This window comes from Sphingomonas rhamnosi (assembly GCF_036663615.1).
In the GTDB taxonomy this organism is placed as follows: Bacteria; Pseudomonadota; Alphaproteobacteria; order Sphingomonadales; family Sphingomonadaceae; genus Sphingomonas.
In genome coordinates, this window is record NZ_JAXOJJ010000002.1 from 198821 (window position 1) to 214054 (window position 15234).

Annotated in this window: 16 protein-coding genes; 10 read left to right on the forward strand and 6 right to left on the reverse strand. The window is 67.3% G+C overall.

The annotated features are described in order from the left end of the window. Nucleotides 1–74 precede the first annotated feature (74 nt). From U1701_RS05955 to guaB, 3 genes are all read right to left on the reverse strand, one after another. Nucleotides 75–575, reverse strand: a complete 501-nt coding sequence (locus tag U1701_RS05955; protein WP_332781625.1) for a tetratricopeptide repeat protein — start codon at nt 573–575, stop codon at nt 75–77. 32 nt (nt 576–607) lie between these two features. Beyond that, nucleotides 608–1792 carry an RsmB/NOP family class I SAM-dependent RNA methyltransferase gene (locus U1701_RS05960; RefSeq protein ID WP_332781626.1) on the reverse strand — a complete coding sequence of 395 codons (1185 nt, stop codon included), beginning with the start codon at nt 1790–1792 and terminating at the stop codon, nt 608–610. A gap of 224 nt (nt 1793–2016) precedes the next feature. Continuing rightward, nucleotides 2017–3474: an IMP dehydrogenase gene (gene guaB, locus U1701_RS05965; RefSeq protein ID WP_332781627.1), complete on the reverse strand. Its 1458-nt coding sequence runs from the start codon at nt 3472–3474 to the stop codon at nt 2017–2019. A gap of 121 nt (nt 3475–3595) precedes the next feature. Here guaB and U1701_RS05970 point away from each other — a divergent pair, with 121 nt between their 5' ends. Further along, a complete protein-coding gene (locus tag U1701_RS05970; protein ID WP_332781628.1) occupies nt 3596–4567 on the forward strand; it encodes an SPFH domain-containing protein in 972 nt (323 codons plus the stop codon). A gap of 1 nt (nt 4568) precedes the next feature. After that, on the forward strand, nt 4569–5003 hold the full coding sequence (locus U1701_RS05975; protein ID WP_332781629.1) for an NfeD family protein: 435 nt from the start codon (nt 4569–4571) through the stop codon (nt 5001–5003). A 1-nt stretch (nt 5004) separates the two neighbouring features. Here U1701_RS05975 and U1701_RS05980 read toward each other — a convergent pair whose 3' ends face one another. Together U1701_RS05980 and U1701_RS05985 are read right to left on the reverse strand one after the other, a co-directional pair. Then, nucleotides 5005–5628, reverse strand: a complete 624-nt coding sequence (locus U1701_RS05980) for a class I SAM-dependent methyltransferase (protein ID WP_332781630.1) — start codon at nt 5626–5628, stop codon at nt 5005–5007. A gap of 20 nt (nt 5629–5648) precedes the next feature. After that, the gene (locus tag U1701_RS05985) at nt 5649–6863 is read right to left on the reverse strand and encodes a BtaA family protein (RefSeq protein WP_332781631.1); all 1215 of its coding nucleotides are present in this window, start codon (nt 6861–6863) and stop codon (nt 5649–5651) included. A gap of 207 nt (nt 6864–7070) precedes the next feature. On the opposite strand from U1701_RS05985, the gene U1701_RS05990 reads away from it, so the two are divergent. From U1701_RS05990 to U1701_RS06020, 7 genes are all read left to right on the forward strand, one after another. After that, complete coding sequence (locus U1701_RS05990) at nt 7071–7778, forward strand: response regulator (protein WP_332781632.1); 708 nt, start codon at nt 7071–7073, stop codon at nt 7776–7778. Then, nucleotides 7747–9357, forward strand: a complete 1611-nt coding sequence (locus U1701_RS05995; protein ID WP_332781633.1) for a sensor histidine kinase — start codon at nt 7747–7749, stop codon at nt 9355–9357. The genes U1701_RS05990 and U1701_RS05995 overlap by 32 nt, the downstream gene beginning before the upstream one ends. A gap of 11 nt (nt 9358–9368) precedes the next feature. Beyond that, nucleotides 9369–9803: an HPr kinase/phosphorylase gene (locus tag U1701_RS06000; RefSeq protein WP_332781932.1), complete on the forward strand. Its 435-nt coding sequence runs from the start codon at nt 9369–9371 to the stop codon at nt 9801–9803. After that, nucleotides 9800–10717 (forward strand): RNase adapter RapZ, encoded by a 918-nt coding sequence (rapZ, locus tag U1701_RS06005; protein ID WP_332781634.1) that lies wholly within the window; start codon nt 9800–9802, stop codon nt 10715–10717. Before U1701_RS06000 ends, rapZ begins: the two co-directional genes overlap by 4 nt. Before the next feature lie 16 nt (nt 10718–10733). Then, nucleotides 10734–11141: a PTS sugar transporter subunit IIA gene (locus U1701_RS06010; RefSeq protein ID WP_332781635.1), complete on the forward strand. Its 408-nt coding sequence runs from the start codon at nt 10734–10736 to the stop codon at nt 11139–11141. Next, nucleotides 11138–11410 carry an HPr family phosphocarrier protein gene (locus tag U1701_RS06015; protein WP_332781636.1) on the forward strand — a complete coding sequence of 91 codons (273 nt, stop codon included), beginning with the start codon at nt 11138–11140 and terminating at the stop codon, nt 11408–11410. The genes U1701_RS06010 and U1701_RS06015 overlap by 4 nt, the downstream gene beginning before the upstream one ends. 112 nt (nt 11411–11522) lie before the next feature. Next, nucleotides 11523–12323, forward strand: a complete 801-nt coding sequence (locus U1701_RS06020) for a TrmH family RNA methyltransferase (RefSeq protein WP_332781637.1) — start codon at nt 11523–11525, stop codon at nt 12321–12323. A gap of 18 nt (nt 12324–12341) precedes the next feature. Here the strand turns inward: U1701_RS06020 and U1701_RS06025 are convergent, their stop codons facing one another. Beyond that, nucleotides 12342–13808 (reverse strand): DNA recombination protein RmuC, encoded by a 1467-nt coding sequence (locus U1701_RS06025; RefSeq protein WP_332781638.1) that lies wholly within the window; start codon nt 13806–13808, stop codon nt 12342–12344. Nucleotides 13809–14006: 198 nt separating this feature from the next. On the opposite strand from U1701_RS06025, the gene U1701_RS06030 reads away from it, so the two are divergent. Next, nucleotides 14007–15173: a glycosyltransferase family 4 protein gene (locus tag U1701_RS06030; protein WP_332781639.1), complete on the forward strand. Its 1167-nt coding sequence runs from the start codon at nt 14007–14009 to the stop codon at nt 15171–15173. The last annotated feature ends 61 nt before the right edge of the window (nt 15174–15234 follow it).

Below are 15234 nucleotides of genomic sequence, written 5' to 3' on the forward strand. Positions count from 1 at the left end.
TGCTATCGTGGAACCGCCGCGTCCGCCCCCGAGCGACCCACCCCCAGCCCCTCCCTTCCAGGGAGGGGAGCGGGTCAGTCTTGTGAGGCGGCCGGCTTGGTGGCGACCTGCGCTGTCGTGATCGGCGGACCCTTGGCGATCACGGCCGCAAGCTGCGTCGCGTCGCCGCACTGCGTCTTGCACAGCGTCCTGATCTTGACGAGATTTTCGCGCGCACGGATCACTGCGCCCTTGGCGACGAGCGCCTCGCCCTGCCCGCGCAACGCGCCGACGTCGTTCGGTTCGAGCAGCAACGCCTCGCGGTAGAGGCGGATCGCCTTGCCGGGCAGCCCGCGCGTGTTGGCGACCTGCGCGAGGAGAACGAACGCGCCACGGTTGCGTGGATCGACGGCCAGCGCGGTCTCCAGCACGTCGGTCGCACCGTCGAGATTGCCGCTCGCGACCAACGTCCGACCTTGTGCCAACAACTGCAGCGACCGCGCGTCGATCTGATCATCGGGCCGCTGCCCGCTGAGCGAGGCCGAGACGCTCACCAGAGCCAATGCGGCGGCGATACCGACGGACGAAAAGCGCATGAGGGTCTCCAGACGAGGCACGCCCCGCGCTATCACGGGGCGATAAGCCGCGCGACAAAAAACCCGTCGGTACCGTCGCGGCCGGGTTCGAGACGGATGCCGTGCCCGTGTTTCGCGCCCGCGGGCAGAGTCAGCGGCGCAACCGTCCAACCGGGATGCGCGCCGAGGAACCAGGTCACCTGATCGGTGCCCTCCGCATCGAGCAGCGAGCAGACGATATAGACCAGCGCGCCGCCCGGGCGGACCAGCGCCGCGGCGACGCTGAGTACATGCTGCTGGGTCGATTGCAGTCGCGATACCCGGTCGGGGGTCAGCCGCCAGCGCGCCTCGGGATTGCGCCGCCACGTGCCGGTACCCGAGCACGGTGCGTCGACCAGCACGCCGTCGACGCGTCCTGCCCAATCGGCGAGTGCTTCATGCTCGCGGGTGGGGTTGAGGAGCATCGACTCCACGATCGTCGCGCCGGCGCGGGTCGCGCGGGGGGTAAGACGGGACAGCCGCATGCGATCGGTGTCGCAGGCGAGAATCGTGCCCTTGTTCTGCATCGTCGCGGCAAGCGCGAGCGTCTTGCCGCCGGCACCGGCGCACAGATCGACGACGCGCTCACCGGGTTTCGCCTGCATCGCGAGGCCGACGATCTGGCTGCCCTCGTCCTGCACCTCGATCGCGCCTTCGTTGAACAGCGGCAGCATCTCGACATTGGTGCCGGTCGGCAGGCGGATGCCGTCGGGGGCGTGCGGGGTGGCTCCGGCTTCGGGCAGCGCGGCCAGAACGGCGTCGCGGGACGTCATGAGCGTGTTGACGCGCAGATCGAGCGTGGCCCGGCCGGCGAGCGCTGTCAGCGCGGCGCCGTCGAGGCCGGAAGCGCGCAGGGTCTTGGAGAGCCATTGCGGCGCGACGCCGGGGCGGGCGCGCGGCTCGTCCTTGGCGATCGCGGCGGGGGCGTGGGTGGAGCCGTCGAAGGTCGCGGCGACTTCCGGGTCGGCGTCGGCGACGAGCAGCATCGCCGCGCGGCCGGTCTCGGGGCGATCGCCCGCGGCGCGGACCGCCGAATAAACCAGCTCGCGGACCGCTCGGCGGTCCTTGGAACCGGCATAGCGGCGGGTGGCGAAATAGCGCGCGATCAGCGTGTCGGCAGCAGCGCCGCCTTCGCGGGCGGCGGCGAGGATCTGGTCGAGGAGTTCGATGGCCGCTTGGGTGCGTGCTGGGGGAGTCACTTCTCCCCTCCCGTTTGCGGGAGGGGTTGGGGGAGGGCGTGTCGGGGAGCGTAAGTCGTCATGCCCTCCCCTAGCCCCTCCCGCGGGCGGGAGGGGAATTTTCTGCCGCCCCCTCTTTTCGTCACCCCAGCGGAGGCTGGGGTCTCTCACGGCTCCTGTCCCGCACTAGTCTCACGAGATCCCAGCCTTCGCTGGGATGACGGAATGGGGGAATGAGGGATTGGTTACCGCGTCGGGTAGTTCGGCGCTTCGCGGGTGATGGTCACGTCGTGGACGTGGCTTTCCTTCAGCCCGGCGCCGGTGATCTGGACGAACTGCGCGCGCGCCTGGAGGTCGCGGATCGTGGCCGAGCCGGTATAGCCCATCGCCGCGCGGATGCCGCCGACGAGCTGGTGGATCACGTCGCGCGCGGGGCCCTTGAACGCGACCTGGCCTTCGATACCTTCGGGCACCAGCTTCATCTGGTCCTTGATGTCGCCTTGGAAGTAGCGGTCCGCCGAGCCGCGGCCCATGGCGCCGACCGAGCCCATGCCGCGATAGGATTTGTACGCGCGGCCCTGGAACAGGAAGGTTTCGCCGGGGGCTTCCTCGGTGCCGGCGAGCAGAGAACCGATCATGCAGGCCGACGCGCCCGCGGCGAGCGCTTTGGCAAGATCGCCCGAGGTGCGCAGGCCGCCGTCGGCAATCACCGGCACGCCGGCCTTCAGCCCGACCTCGGCGCAATCCATCACCGCAGTTAGCTGCGGCACGCCGACGCCGGCGACGACTCGGGTGGTGCAGATCGAGCCCGGGCCGATCCCGACCTTGATCCCGTCGGCGCCGACATCGATCAGCGCGCGGGTCGCGTCGCCGGTGGCGACGTTGCCGGCGATCACCTGCACCGAATTGCTGAGCTTCTTCACCCGCTCGACCGCGCGCGCGACGTCGCGGTTGTGGCCGTGCGCGGTGTCGATGACGACGAGATCGAGCTCGGCATCGACCAGCGCCTCGGTCCGTGCGAAGCCCTTGTCGCCGACCGTGGTGGCGGCTGCGACGCGCAGGCGGCCGGCATCGTCCTTGGTCGCATTGGGATAGGTGACCGCCTTCTCGATGTCCTTGACGGTGATCAGGCCGACGCAACGATAGCGGTCGTCGACCACCAGCAGCTTCTCGATCCGGCGCTGGTGGAGCAGACGGCGGGCCTCTTCCTTGCCGACGCCGGTCGAGACGGTCGCGAGGTTCTCGTGAGTCATCAGCTCGGACACCGGCTGCTTCGGATTCTCGGCGAAGCGGACGTCCCGGTTGGTCAGGATGCCCACGAGCTTGCCGTCCGACTCGACCACCGGAATGCCGCTGATCTTGTGCCGGACCATCAGTGCCTGGGCTTCGGCGAGCGTCGCGGACGGCGCGATCGTGATCGGATTGACGACCATGCCGCTCTCGAAGCGTTTCACCGCGCGGACGGCGGCGACCTGCTCGTCGATCTCCATGTTGCGGTGGAGAACGCCGATCCCACCCAGCTGCGCCATGACGATCGCCATGTCGGCTTCGGTCACGGTATCCATCGCCGAGGACAGGATCGGGATATCGAGCGATATGCCGCGGGTGACGCGGGTCGCGGTGTCGGTCTGGCTCGGCACGATGTCGGATTCCGCCGGCACGAGCAAAACGTCGTCGAAGGTGAGGCCGAGGCGGATATCCATGGGGCTTGCCGGTTCCTGCGTGGGGAGGTGGCGCGCCATGTAACCAAAGCGGGCACGGACGGCTAGGCCCCCCGGGTCGCGCCGTGCTATATCGTTCGAACCAATTTGGGGGATTGTCTCTATGGGCTTGATCGCCGCCGCACTCGTGCTCGCACTGGTTCTCTTCTACCTTTTCACCAGCATCAAGATCGTCCGCCAGGGCTATCAATACACGATCGAACATTTCGGACGTTTCACGGCCGTGGCGCGCCCAGGGTTCAACTTCTACCCCGCGTTTTTCTACCGCGTCGGGCGGAAGGTGAACATGATGGAGCAGGTGATCGACATCCCCGGCCAAGAGATCATCACCAAGGACAATGCGATGATCTCGACCGACGGGGTCGTGTTCTTCCAGGTGCTCGATTCGGCTAAAGCAGCGTACGAAGTGTCGGACCTGTACCAAGCGCTGCTGCAGCTCACGACGACCAACCTGCGCACCGTGATGGGGTCGATGGACCTCGACGAGACGCTGTCGAAGCGCGACGAGATCAACGCGCGGCTGCTGAACGTCGTCGATCATGCGACGACGCCGTGGGGCGTGAAGATCACCCGAGTCGAGATCAAGGACATCCGCCCACCCGCCGACATCGTCAACGCGATGGGCCGCCAGATGAAGGCGGAACGCGAGAAGCGTGCGAACATCCTCGATGCCGAGGGGAGCCGCGCGTCGGAGATACTGCGTGCCGAGGGCCAGAAGCAGGCGCGAATCCTCGAATCGGAAGGGCGGAAGGAATCGGCGTTCCGCGATGCCGAGGCGCGCGAGCGTGCCGCGGAGGCGGAAGCGGCCGCAACCCGCGCGGTGTCACACGCGATCGAGGAAGGCGGCGCGCAGGCGATCAACTATTTCATCGCGCAGAAATATGTCGAGGCGATCGGCAAGTTCGCGACCTCGCCCAACGCCAAGACCATCCTGTTCCCGGTCGAGGCGACCCAGTTGATGGGGACGCTGGGCGGGATCGGCGAGCTGGCGAAGGATGCGCTGGCGGACCGCGTGCCGACGCCGCAGGTCAAGACCGAGCCCAAGCGGGGGCCGTTCGAATTGCCCAAGACGTGAGATGGGCGTGATCGATCCGCCGGTCGCGTGGTTGATCGCGGCTTTGCTGTTGGGAATCGCCGAATTGGCGGTGCCGGGCGTGTTTCTGGTGTTCCTCGCGATCGCGGCGGCGGTGACCGGCGTCGCCGTCTTTGCGCTGCCGGCTCTGCCCGTGGCGGCGCAGCTCGGGTCGTTCGCGGTGTGGAGCGTGGTGACGGTGCTGATCGGCAAGCGCTGGTATCGCGACTATCCGGTCGCGGGCGATCCGTTGCTCAATGACCGTGCGGCGCGGCTTGTCGGGCAACCTGCGGTGGTGGTGGTGCCGATCGAAGGCGGTGTCGGCCGCGTGCGGATCGGCGACGGCGATTGGCCTGCCAGCGGTCCCGATGCGCCGGCCGGCACGGCGATGCGGATCGTCGCGGTCCGGGACGGCGTCGCCGAGGTCGCCGTTCCCTAAATTAGGTTATCGGCCGCCGGATCGTCGCGCGCCAGGCATAGCCCCGATACAGCGCGGCAAAGTCGCTGGGCCAGCCGGATGCGGCTGCCGTGACCGCTTCGTGGAGATGCGCACGCGGCGTCACGTGCCAGCGGGCGAGCCATCCGAGCAACATTGCACGCCACCAGCTCGGCAAGCGCTCCTGCTGGCCGAAATCGACGATCGACAATTGCCCGCCCGGCGCGAGCAGAGCGACGCCCTGACGGATCGCGCCTTCCCAGTCCGGGATCATCGAGAGCGTATAGCTCATGAAGGCGCGGTCGAACCCGGAAAGGCCGAACGCCGCCTGTGGATCGACCTGCGTCGCATCGGCCTGGGCGAGCGTAATCCGCTCCGACAGCCCGGCGCGCGCGACGTGAGCCCGCGCGGTCGTCAGCATCGCTTGCGATATGTCGAACCCGTAGAATCGCGCGGCCCGCCAGCGCTGCGCCGCTACGATCAGGTTGCGCGCGGTGCCGCAGCCGACCTCGAGCACGCTGCCGCCTGTCGGGGGATCGAGGTCGACGATCAGCCGGTCGCGACCCAGCAGGTAATATTTGCGGGTCGCGTCGTAGATGTGGCGCTGCGTCGCATACATGCCGTCCATCGCGCGCGCATGATCGCGGGTCAGGCGGGCTCTCCGAGCAGATAGAGATGCGTGGCGCCGTACACCGCCGAGCGATCGCGCGCGCCGAGCCGCTGCGACTCGGCCGCCTGATAGCGCCAGCGCGACAGGATGGGGGCGGGGACGCGGCCGGGGACGATGTCGGGCTCGCCCGCGGTGCGGTACAGGATCCGCGCACCGGGTTTGGCGGTGCGCGTGATCTCGCTCCACAACGCGGTCAGTTGCGCGTCGGTCATCCAGTCCTGCGCGTCGAGCAGTACGTACCGGTCGAGCGACGCATCGGGACGGCTGGCGAGATAGTCGGTGAAGTTGGTATGCCGCACCTCGACGCGGTCCGCGCGCGCCGCCACGGCCGCGTGGTGCCGAGGCTGAAGATAGGGTGGCAGCGGCGCTTCGGCGTGCTTGCCGTAGCCGCGACCAAAGGCCTGCCAGGCGAAATAATTGTCCTGGATGGCGAAATCGCAGGCGAGCCGTTCGCAGCGGCTGCGCAGGACGTCGATCATCTGCCGATCGCCGCTCAGCTCGCCATATTGCGCGGGCGGGATACCGAGCCCGAACAGCGCGGCGGGCTGGCGCGCGAGCCAGCGGATGACCGGCGCGTCGAACAGCGGCGCGATCGACCGGTCGAAGATCCGGCGCTGGTCGGCGCGCGACGTCGCGGTGAGCAGGATGCGCGGATCGACGCCGTGCAGCTTGGCGAGAAGATGCGCGGTGCCGATGAAGCGCCCGAGCAGTCCGCTGCGGTAGAAGCCACGCGCGAACACGCCGATGCGGCGATCCCAGTAGCGGCGCGTCTGCGGATCGAGATGCGCGCGTAGGTCGCTGCGATAGACCGCGACATTGGCCTTGCTGTCGGCGGCGGCGAAGAAGCGGTGGAAGTCCGCCTGGTCGAGCCGCGTCGCGGCGGTCCGCTTCAGTGTGTTGAGCGCGATATGCGCGGGGTTCAGGTCGACTGCGGTGATCGCACGGGGATCGGCGGTGAGATAGGACAGGACGTTGCAGCCGCCAGACGCGATCGCGACGATATGGCAGTCGGGCGTGATCGCCAGCGCCTCCATGTCCGCGTCGGGGTCTTCCCAGATCTGCGGATAGACCAGCCCGCGGAACGCGAAGGTGAACGCGCGTTCGAGCAGTCCCTGTCGCGAGAGATGAGCATGGCGGTGAACCGCGGCGCGTACCGCTTGGTTTCCCGGAATATCGTGCACGATCGAGGCCATGTCCGCCCTTCCCTGTCGGTCTGCGGTCGGCTTTAGGACAAAGCGATGACGCAACGGCGACAGGCGCAAGACCGTGCGATGACGGTTAAGACATCGCGCTCGGCGCGGTCGATCTCCGGGTGCCCGGCCCGGTTGCACCCAAGCTGTTGAGCGCATGCGTGCTTTGCCCTAATCGGACAGTCCCACGGACGAGGATCGCCCCCGATAATGCCGGCAACGATCGCGCTCGTCGACGACGACCGCAACATCCTGACTTCGGTGTCGATCGCGCTGCAGACCGAAGGGTTTGTCACGCGCGTCTATTCGGACAGCGAGGCCGCACTGAAGGCGTTGACCGACAACCCGCCCGACCTGGCGATCTTCGACATCAAGATGCCGCGGATGGACGGGCTCGAACTGTTGCGCCGGCTGCGCGAGAAGAGCCAGATCCCGGTGATCTTCCTGACCAGCAAGGATGACGAGCTGGACGAGGCGTTGGGCCTGGCGATGGGGGCCGACGATTATATCGCCAAGCCGTTTTCGCAGCGGCTGTTGATCGCGCGGATCCGGGCGATCCTGCGGCGGTCGGAACCGGTTCAGGCGCCGGGCGCTGCGACGGAGGCAGACGCCGCCGGACCGATCGATCGCGGCCGGCTGAGCATGGACCCCGCGCGGCACCGCACCAGCTGGGGCGGCGAGCCCGTCACGCTGACCGTCACCGAGTTCCTGATCCTCGAAACGCTCGCGCAGCGCCCCGGGATCGTCAAGACGCGCAACCAGCTGATGGACGCGGCGTACCAAGACGACATCTATGTCGACGACCGCACGATCGACAGCCACATCAAGCGGCTGCGCCGCAAATTCCGCCAGGTCGACTCCGAGTTCGACGCGATCGAGACGCTGTATGGCGCCGGGTACCGTTTCTCTGACGACTGATCTCCTCGACGACGGCGCCGACGACGACGGCCGTGATGGCGGCGCGCGCGACCTGACGCTGCGCTGGTCGGGACAGATCTCGCTCACGCGGCGGATCCTGGCGGTCAACATCTTCGCGCTGCTGCTGCTGGCCGGCGGGTTCTTCTATCTCGATTCCTATCGGAGCCGGATCGTCGACAGCCGCGTAGAGCAGGCCAGTCGCGAAGCGCGGCTGATCGCCGAAGCGATCACCGCGGTCGCGCCGACGATGCGCGATCCGCTGCTCGTCCAGCTCGCCAAGGATACCGGGTCGCGGATCCGCCTGTTCGATTCGGCCAACCGGGTGGTGGCCGACACACGCGCGCTGGGAGTGCGCAATTTCGTGCTGCAGGATCCCGACAAGGACCCGTGGGACCAGACCGCGGCGCGGTTCCTGGACGCAGGAATCGACACGATCGTCATGGCGCCGCGCCCACCGCTCTATCGCGACCGCACCGCCGGCGCGCGCTGGCCCGACGTGCGCGCGGTGCGATCGCGCCCGGTGGTGGCCGCGACGGTGTGGCGGGCACCGGATCGGACTCCCGTGATCACCGCGGCGGCACGGTTGCCCGCTGGCGGCGTGCTGATGACCACGATCAACGCGCGCGACATCACCCGGACCGTGCGGATCGAGCGATTTCGCCTGAGTATCGTCCTGCTGGTCGTGTCGATCGTCTCGATCGTGCTGTCGCTGTTCCTGGCGCGGACGATCGTCCGGCCGCTGCGCCGGCTGGCGCGCGCGGCGGTGCGGGTGCGGCTGGGGCGCGCGCGCGAAGTGGTGGTGCCTCGCCTGCCGTCGCGCCGCGACGAGCTGGGGATGCTGGCGCGCGCGCTGTCGGACATGAGCCTGGCGCTGCGCGCGCGGATCGACGCGACCGAGGCGTTTGCCGCGGACGTCACGCACGAGATGAAGAACCCCCTCGCCTCGCTCCGTTCCGCGGTCGAGGGGCTGAGCCGGGTCAAGGATCCGGCGCTGCAGGCGCAACTGCTCGAGATCGTCCGCGACGACGTGCTGCGGCTCGACCGGCTGATCTCGGACATTTCGGAAGCCTCGCGGCTCGACGCGCAGCTGAGCCGTGCCCAGTTCGAGCCGGTCGACCTGCCAGCGCTGCTCGATGGTCTGCTCGAGCAGCGCACCGCACGGGGAATCGAGCGCGGCATCCGTATCCGCTTCGACCGTGATCCCGGGAGCGCGCTGATCGTCTATGGCGAGGGCGCGCGACTGGAGCGCGTTTTCGAGAATCTGATCGACAATGCGGTCTCCTTTTCCCCCGACGACGGGCTGATCGCGATCGCCGCGGTTGGGGACCGCGGTGCACTCATCGTGCGGATCGAGGACGAGGGGCCGGGCGTGCCCGAGGACGAACGCGAAGCGATCTTCCGGCGCTTCCAGTCGATCCGGCCGCAGAGCGAGGCATTTGGCCAGCATTCGGGGCTCGGCCTCGCCATTGCGCGGACCATCGTCGAAGCGCATCAGGGCACCATCATCGTCGAATCGCGCGAGGATCGGCTCGGCGGTGCCCGGTTCGTGGTCCGCCTGCCGCTCTCCGACCCGCGCTGAAGGAGCTCGTTCTGGTCGACCTGTCCTCTGAACGGCTGCACGCCACCGCCGTCGCGGTCGATGGCGTCGCCGTCTTGATCGAAGGGCCGTCGGGGGCCGGCAAGTCGGATCTGGCGTTGCGGCTGATCGATCGCGGCGCGGTGCTGATCAGCGATGACCAGACGGTGCTGGTGCGCGCGGGCAGGGTTTTGCATGCGCGGGCACCGGCGGAGATCGCCGGGCGGATCGAAGTCCGCGGGATCGGGATCGTCGCGATGCCGCACGTCGCCGACGTGCCGGTCCGCCTGCTGGTGCGGATCGGCGGCGGACCGGTCGAACGAATGCCCGATCGCGAGATACGCCGCGTCGCGGGTATCGAAGTACCGCAGATGCATATCGAAGCCTTTCACGCCTCCGCGCCGATCAAGGTCGAGATGGTCCTGCGCGGCGCCGAGGTTCTCGCGTGAGCCGCGACCGGAAGCACATCCTGCTGGTCACCGGCATGTCGGGCGCGGGCAAGTCGACCGTGCTGAAGACGCTCGAGGATCTTGGCTGGGAGGTCGTCGACAACCTGCCGTTGTTGTTGCTCGACCGGCTACTCGATGCGCCGTTGCCCGAGGGGTCGCCGGGGGATTCGCAGCCGCTCGCAATCGGGATCGGCGCGCGGACCCGTGATTTCGATCCCGAGCGAATCGTCGACCGGTTGCGCGACATGGTCGACCCGAACGGGCCCGAAATTTCGACGCTGTTCCTCGATTGTGCGGCGCCCGAACTGGAACGCCGCTATTCGGAGACCCGGCGGCGGCATCCGCTGGCGACCGACCGTCCGGCGATCGGGGGGATCGAGCGCGAACGCGCGTTGCTGCGGCCGCTGCACGATTGGGCCAACCGGCTGATCGACACCACGATGCTGAGCGCGAACGGTCTGGCGCAGATGATCCGCGCCGATTTCAGCGGCGCCGTGCTCGGGGAACCGACGTTGTCGATCCGCTCGTTCGGCTTTTCGCGCGGGCTGCCGAGCAACGCCGACCTCGTCTTCGACATGCGATTCCTGCGCAATCCGCATTGGGACGCGGTGCTGCGCCCGGGCACGGGCCTCGACGCCGACGTCTCCGCCTATATCGCCGCGGATCCGGCGTACGACGCCGCGGTCGGGCGAATCGAGGATCTGCTGCTGCTGTTGCTTCCGCGCTACAGGGCCGAGGGGAAAAGCTACGTGACCGTGGCCTTCGGCTGTACCGGTGGGAGACACCGGTCGGTTCACGTGGCGGAACGCGTTGGCGCACGGTTGCGCGACGCGGGATTTTCGCCCACGGTCAGCCATCGCGACCTGGGGGCCGCGCCGCAGGACTCGCTAGAGGGGCCGCCGGTCGGCACATGAGTATGAATCGTCTGATATGATCGGCCTAGTATTGGTGACTCACGGGCGACTCGCCGAGGAGTTCGTGACCGCAATGATCCACGTGGTGGGTCCGCAGGAACGAGTCGCGACGATCGCGATCGGTGCCGACGACGACATGGAAGAGCGGCGTGCCGATATCGCCGCGGCGATCGCCGAGGTCGACGCCGGCCGCGGTGTGGTCGTGCTGACCGACCTGTTCGGCGGGACGCCCTCCAATCTGGCGATCTCGCTGATGGAGCGTGGACACGTCGAGGTGATCGCGGGGATGAACCTGCCGATGCTGATCCGGCTAGGCTCCGCGCGCAAATCGATGACCGTGGTCGCCGCAGTCGCCGCCGCGCGCGAGGCGGGGCGCAAATATATCTCGGTCGCCTCCGAAGTGCTCGGCGAGGCCGCGGCATGACGGTCTCCAAGACGGTCCAGATCACCAACCGCCGCGGACTGCATGCCCGTGCCAGCGCCAAGTTCGTCACGCTCGCATCGTCGCAGGCGTGCGAGGTGCAGGTCGAGAAGGACGGCGCCGGATCGGTGACCGGGACGTCGATCATGGGCTTGATGATGCTCGGCGCCGCGATGGGGGATTCGATCGTGATTTCCGCCAGCGGTGACGGCGCGGACGCCGCGGTGGCGACGTTGGTCGAACTGGTCGAGGCCAAGTTCGGCGAGGATTGACCCGAGCGCGTCGCGGCGGAGCCGCGCCGTCGGCTGCCGCTTGAGCGGCACCGGCCGGGTGCGTCGTTTTCGCTTTGCGCGAGCCGGCGGCTAGCGCAAAGGCCTCCGCACCATGCCCCGCGAAATCACCGCCTTTTCGAACCCGCTCGTCAAACACGTCCGCGACTTGCGCGACAAGCGGCACCGTCGCCAGGCGGGCCAGTTCCTGGCCGAGGGGCTGCGCATCCTAACCGAGGCGCGCGAGACCGGGCGGCTGCCCCGGACCTTGTTCTACGCCGCGGCGAGTGCGAACCATCCTCTGGTCCACGCGCTGTCGATGGACGTCGAGGACGCGGGCGGGGAATCGATCCAGACGACGCCTGACATCCTGTCGAAGCTGTCGGGCAAGGATAACCCGCAGGCGGTGGTCGGCGTATTCGACGAATTCGCCCTCACTCTCGACGCGCTCGACCGTTCGAGTTCCGGCATCTGGCTGGTTGCCGAGCGGCTGCGCGATCCGGGCAATCTTGGTACGATCCTGCGCACCGGCGATGCGGTCGGCGCGGGCGGGCTGATCCTGATCGGCGAGAGCGTCGACCCCTTCTCGGTCGAGGCGGTGCGTGCCAGCATGGGCGCGCTGTTCACGATTCCGGTGGTGAAGACCGAGTGGACGCCGTTCCTCGACTGGCTGCGTGGCGGGCCGGGGCAGCTGGTGGGGCTCAGCCTCGATACAGACACCGATTACCGTTCGGCGACGTACGCCGCGCCGACCTTCCTGCTGACCGGCAACGAGGCGCAGGGGATGCTGCCGGAGATGGCGGCGGCGTGCGATACGCTGGTCAAGATCCCGATGCTCGGCAAGGCCGACAGCCTCAACGCCGCGGTCGCGACTGCGGTGATGGCGTATGAGGTGCTGGCGCAGCAGGGCGGCTGAGTTTGTGATCGATTCGCATTAATCCGCAGTGCCTTCCGCACGGTCAGCAGGAACGGCGAGCTTCGTAAGCGGGCGAACGGCCTGATCAACAAGAGGGGGGCTGTCGATGGCCTTGCCACCAGCATCCACATCGTACGCTTCCAAGCGTCGCGCTGAGGTTAGCACCTGGCTCTCTAGGCTACCGACAAAAGAATTATAGGCATTCATCGCGGTACCCAAATTCTTTCCGAGCTTGGAAACATGCTCGCCCATCGTCGCAAGTCGTTGATAAAGCTCTCTGCCCAGCTTTGCGATGTCGCGCGCCTGACGCTCCATGCTTTCCTGACGCCACACCCCTTCAACGGTCCGTGCAATCGCTACGAGATTGGTTGGTGTCGCTAGCAAAACGCGCCGGGTGAATGCATAATCCCAAAGCTCCCGGTCGAATTCTAGTGCCGCTGTTAAAAAATGCTCGCCGGGGATGAACATGACCACGTATTCTGGGGCATTATCGAACTGGCTCCAATACGACTTGTTTCCTAACGCCGTTACGTGATTCTTGACGGATGCAGCGTGCGAGGCGAGCCCGCGTTGCCGCTCGGCTTCATCAACTGAATCGAACGCATCCTGATAAGCGTTCAGTGAAACCTTCGCGTCAATAATTAGGGACTTACCTCCGGGGATACGAACGATTGCATCGGGCCGGAGCCTTCCACCGTCCCCGTCCGCCACGCTGACTTCCATTGCGAAATCGGTATGTTCGCTAAGTCCGCAGGTTTCGAGAACATTGCGCAGTTGCTGCTCGCCCCAGCGACCTCTAGCCTTCGGAGCGTTACGCAACGAATTGACCAGCTTAGCGGCCTCGGTGCTCACCTTCTCCTGTCCAAGGCGCATCTGTTCGATCTGACCTTTAAGATCACCGAAAGCGTCTCGCCGATCAGCCTCCACCTTAGCCACGCCTTCTTCGTATCGCTGTAGGCGCTCACTAACGGGCTGAAGCAATGATGCCAGTTTCTGACCCGCCGCTTCTTCCGATTGCCGAAAACGAGCATCCGCGCGGTCAAGAAAACTCTTTTGCGCAGTATCCAGCGCTTTCACGGCGGCGGCGTCAAACTGAAGCGCAACAGCTTCTTTCATCTCGTGGAGCTGCTGCAACGTCGTCAAATGCGCCGCCTGCCGTTCGTCGCTCTGCGCTCGAAGCGTGGCGAATTCTTGCCTAACGGCGTCGCGGTCGGCGCGGATCGTGGACAGGTCGGTGCGCAGGCGCTCTGCCTCCCCTGCCCGCTCGTCGTTCTGCGCGCGCAGCGTCGCGAGCGCTTGCAGCGCTTCGTTGCGCTCGCGTTCAACCGCGTCGCGCGCCGTGCGGACCAGTTCCGCATCGGCGGCGCGGGTCTTGGCGACGGCGAGGTCGCTGGTCAGCGTCTGCGCCTTGCGCGACGCCAGCAGCCACCCGAGCAGCAGGCCCAGCGCGAGCGCCAGGACGGCGACGATCACGAGCTCAACCATGACGGGTCGCCCCGCGAATGTTGCGAATGTTGAGGCGCGGAGCGTGTTTTGCGCGGAGGGCGTGTCTTTTCATGGTCGGAACATAGGACGAACGACAGCTGTAGGACAGCCGGAAAATCCAGCGCGCCGGGGGCCGATACCCTGCAAACGCCGGATTTAGTGGCGCGCGGGGTCGGTCGCGGTTATCCGCCCAAAGCCATGCAGCCAACCGACCTTCGCGTGGCCGTGTTCAGCGGCAACTACAATTACGTACGCGATGGTGCGAACCAGGCGCTCAACCTGCTCGTCGGGCATCTGCTGTCGCAAGGCGTGCAGGTGCGGGTCTATTCTCCGACGTCCAAACGCCCGGCCTTTGCGCCGACCGGCGAGTTGGTCAGCGTGCCGTCGCTGCCGCTGCCGGCCGGGCGCGGCGAGTATAAGATGGCGCGCGGATTGCCGGCCAGCATCCGGCGCGACCTGGATGCGTTCGCGCCCAATCTGATCCATGTCTCGGCACCCGATTTCCTCGGCCACCGCGCGCTCAGCTATGCGCGCGACCACGGGCTGGCGGCGGTCGCTTCGCTGCACACGCGGTTCGAGACCTATTTCCGCTATTACCGGATGGGGTTCTTCGAGCCCGTGATGGTGAAGATCCTGACGCGCTTCTACGAGCGCGCTGACGCGGTGCTGGTGCCCGGCCAGGGGATGGCGGACATCGTCCGCGACTGGGGCGTTACGACGCCGACCGCGATCTGGTCGCGCGGGGTGAATCACGACCGGTTCAATCCGTGCCGGCGGGATCTGGAATGGCGTCGCGGGCTCGGCATTGCCGACGACGCGGTCGCGGTTGGATTTCTCGGTCGGCTGGTCAAGGAAAAGGGACTCGACGTGTTCGCCGCGGTGGTGCGCGCGCTCCGCGACCGCGGGGTCGACCACAAGGTTCTGGTGATCGGCGAAGGCCCGGCGCGCGACTGGTTCGCGGATCAGGTGCCGGGGGCGGTGTTCGCCGGGTTCCAGTCGGGAGACGATCTGGGCCGGGCGGTCGCGTCGATGGATGTGTTCTTCAACCCCTCGGTGACCGAGACGTTCGGTAACGTGACGCTGGAGGCGATGGCGGCCGGCGTGCCGGTGGTCGCGGCGCGGGCGTCGGGCGCTATCGGGTTGATCGACGACGGGGTTACCGGGTTTCTGGTGCCGCCGGCCGATATCGCGGGCTATGCCGAGGCCATCGGGCGGGTCGTGACCGAGCCGGCTTTGCGTGCGGCGATGGGGCATGCCGGGCATGCCAAGGCCTCGGGGTATCAGTGGGACGCGATCAACCAGGCGGTGCTGGATGAATATCTGGCCGTAATGGCCGCGCATGGGGCTGAAACGGCGCCGGCTTAACGAGCGACCGTTCCCCGGCGAATGCCGGGGCCCAGATGGGACACAGAGGTAACGGAGGGCA

Coding starts and splice junctions, on each gene's coding strand:
- U1701_RS05955 (WP_332781625.1), bottom strand. CDS start 575: ATGCGCTTTTCGTCCGTCGGTATCGCCGCCGCATTGGCTCTGGTGAGC.
- guaB (WP_332781627.1), bottom strand. CDS start 3,474: ATGGATATCCGCCTCGGCCTCACCTTCGACGACGTTTTGCTCGTGCCG.
- U1701_RS05970 (WP_332781628.1), top strand. CDS start 3,596: ATGGGCTTGATCGCCGCCGCACTCGTGCTCGCACTGGTTCTCTTCTAC.
- U1701_RS05975 (WP_332781629.1), top strand. CDS start 4,569: ATGGGCGTGATCGATCCGCCGGTCGCGTGGTTGATCGCGGCTTTGCTG.
- U1701_RS05980 (WP_332781630.1), bottom strand. CDS start 5,628: ATGGACGGCATGTATGCGACGCAGCGCCACATCTACGACGCGACCCGC.
- U1701_RS05985 (WP_332781631.1), bottom strand. CDS start 6,863: ATGGCCTCGATCGTGCACGATATTCCGGGAAACCAAGCGGTACGCGCC.
- U1701_RS05990 (WP_332781632.1), top strand. CDS start 7,071: ATGCCGGCAACGATCGCGCTCGTCGACGACGACCGCAACATCCTGACT.
- U1701_RS05995 (WP_332781633.1), top strand. CDS start 7,747: ATGGCGCCGGGTACCGTTTCTCTGACGACTGATCTCCTCGACGACGGC.
- U1701_RS06010 (WP_332781635.1), top strand. CDS start 10,734: ATGATCGGCCTAGTATTGGTGACTCACGGGCGACTCGCCGAGGAGTTC.
- U1701_RS06015 (WP_332781636.1), top strand. CDS start 11,138: ATGACGGTCTCCAAGACGGTCCAGATCACCAACCGCCGCGGACTGCAT.
- U1701_RS06020 (WP_332781637.1), top strand. CDS start 11,523: ATGCCCCGCGAAATCACCGCCTTTTCGAACCCGCTCGTCAAACACGTC.
- U1701_RS06025 (WP_332781638.1), bottom strand. CDS start 13,808: ATGGTTGAGCTCGTGATCGTCGCCGTCCTGGCGCTCGCGCTGGGCCTG.
- U1701_RS06030 (WP_332781639.1), top strand. CDS start 14,007: ATGCAGCCAACCGACCTTCGCGTGGCCGTGTTCAGCGGCAACTACAAT.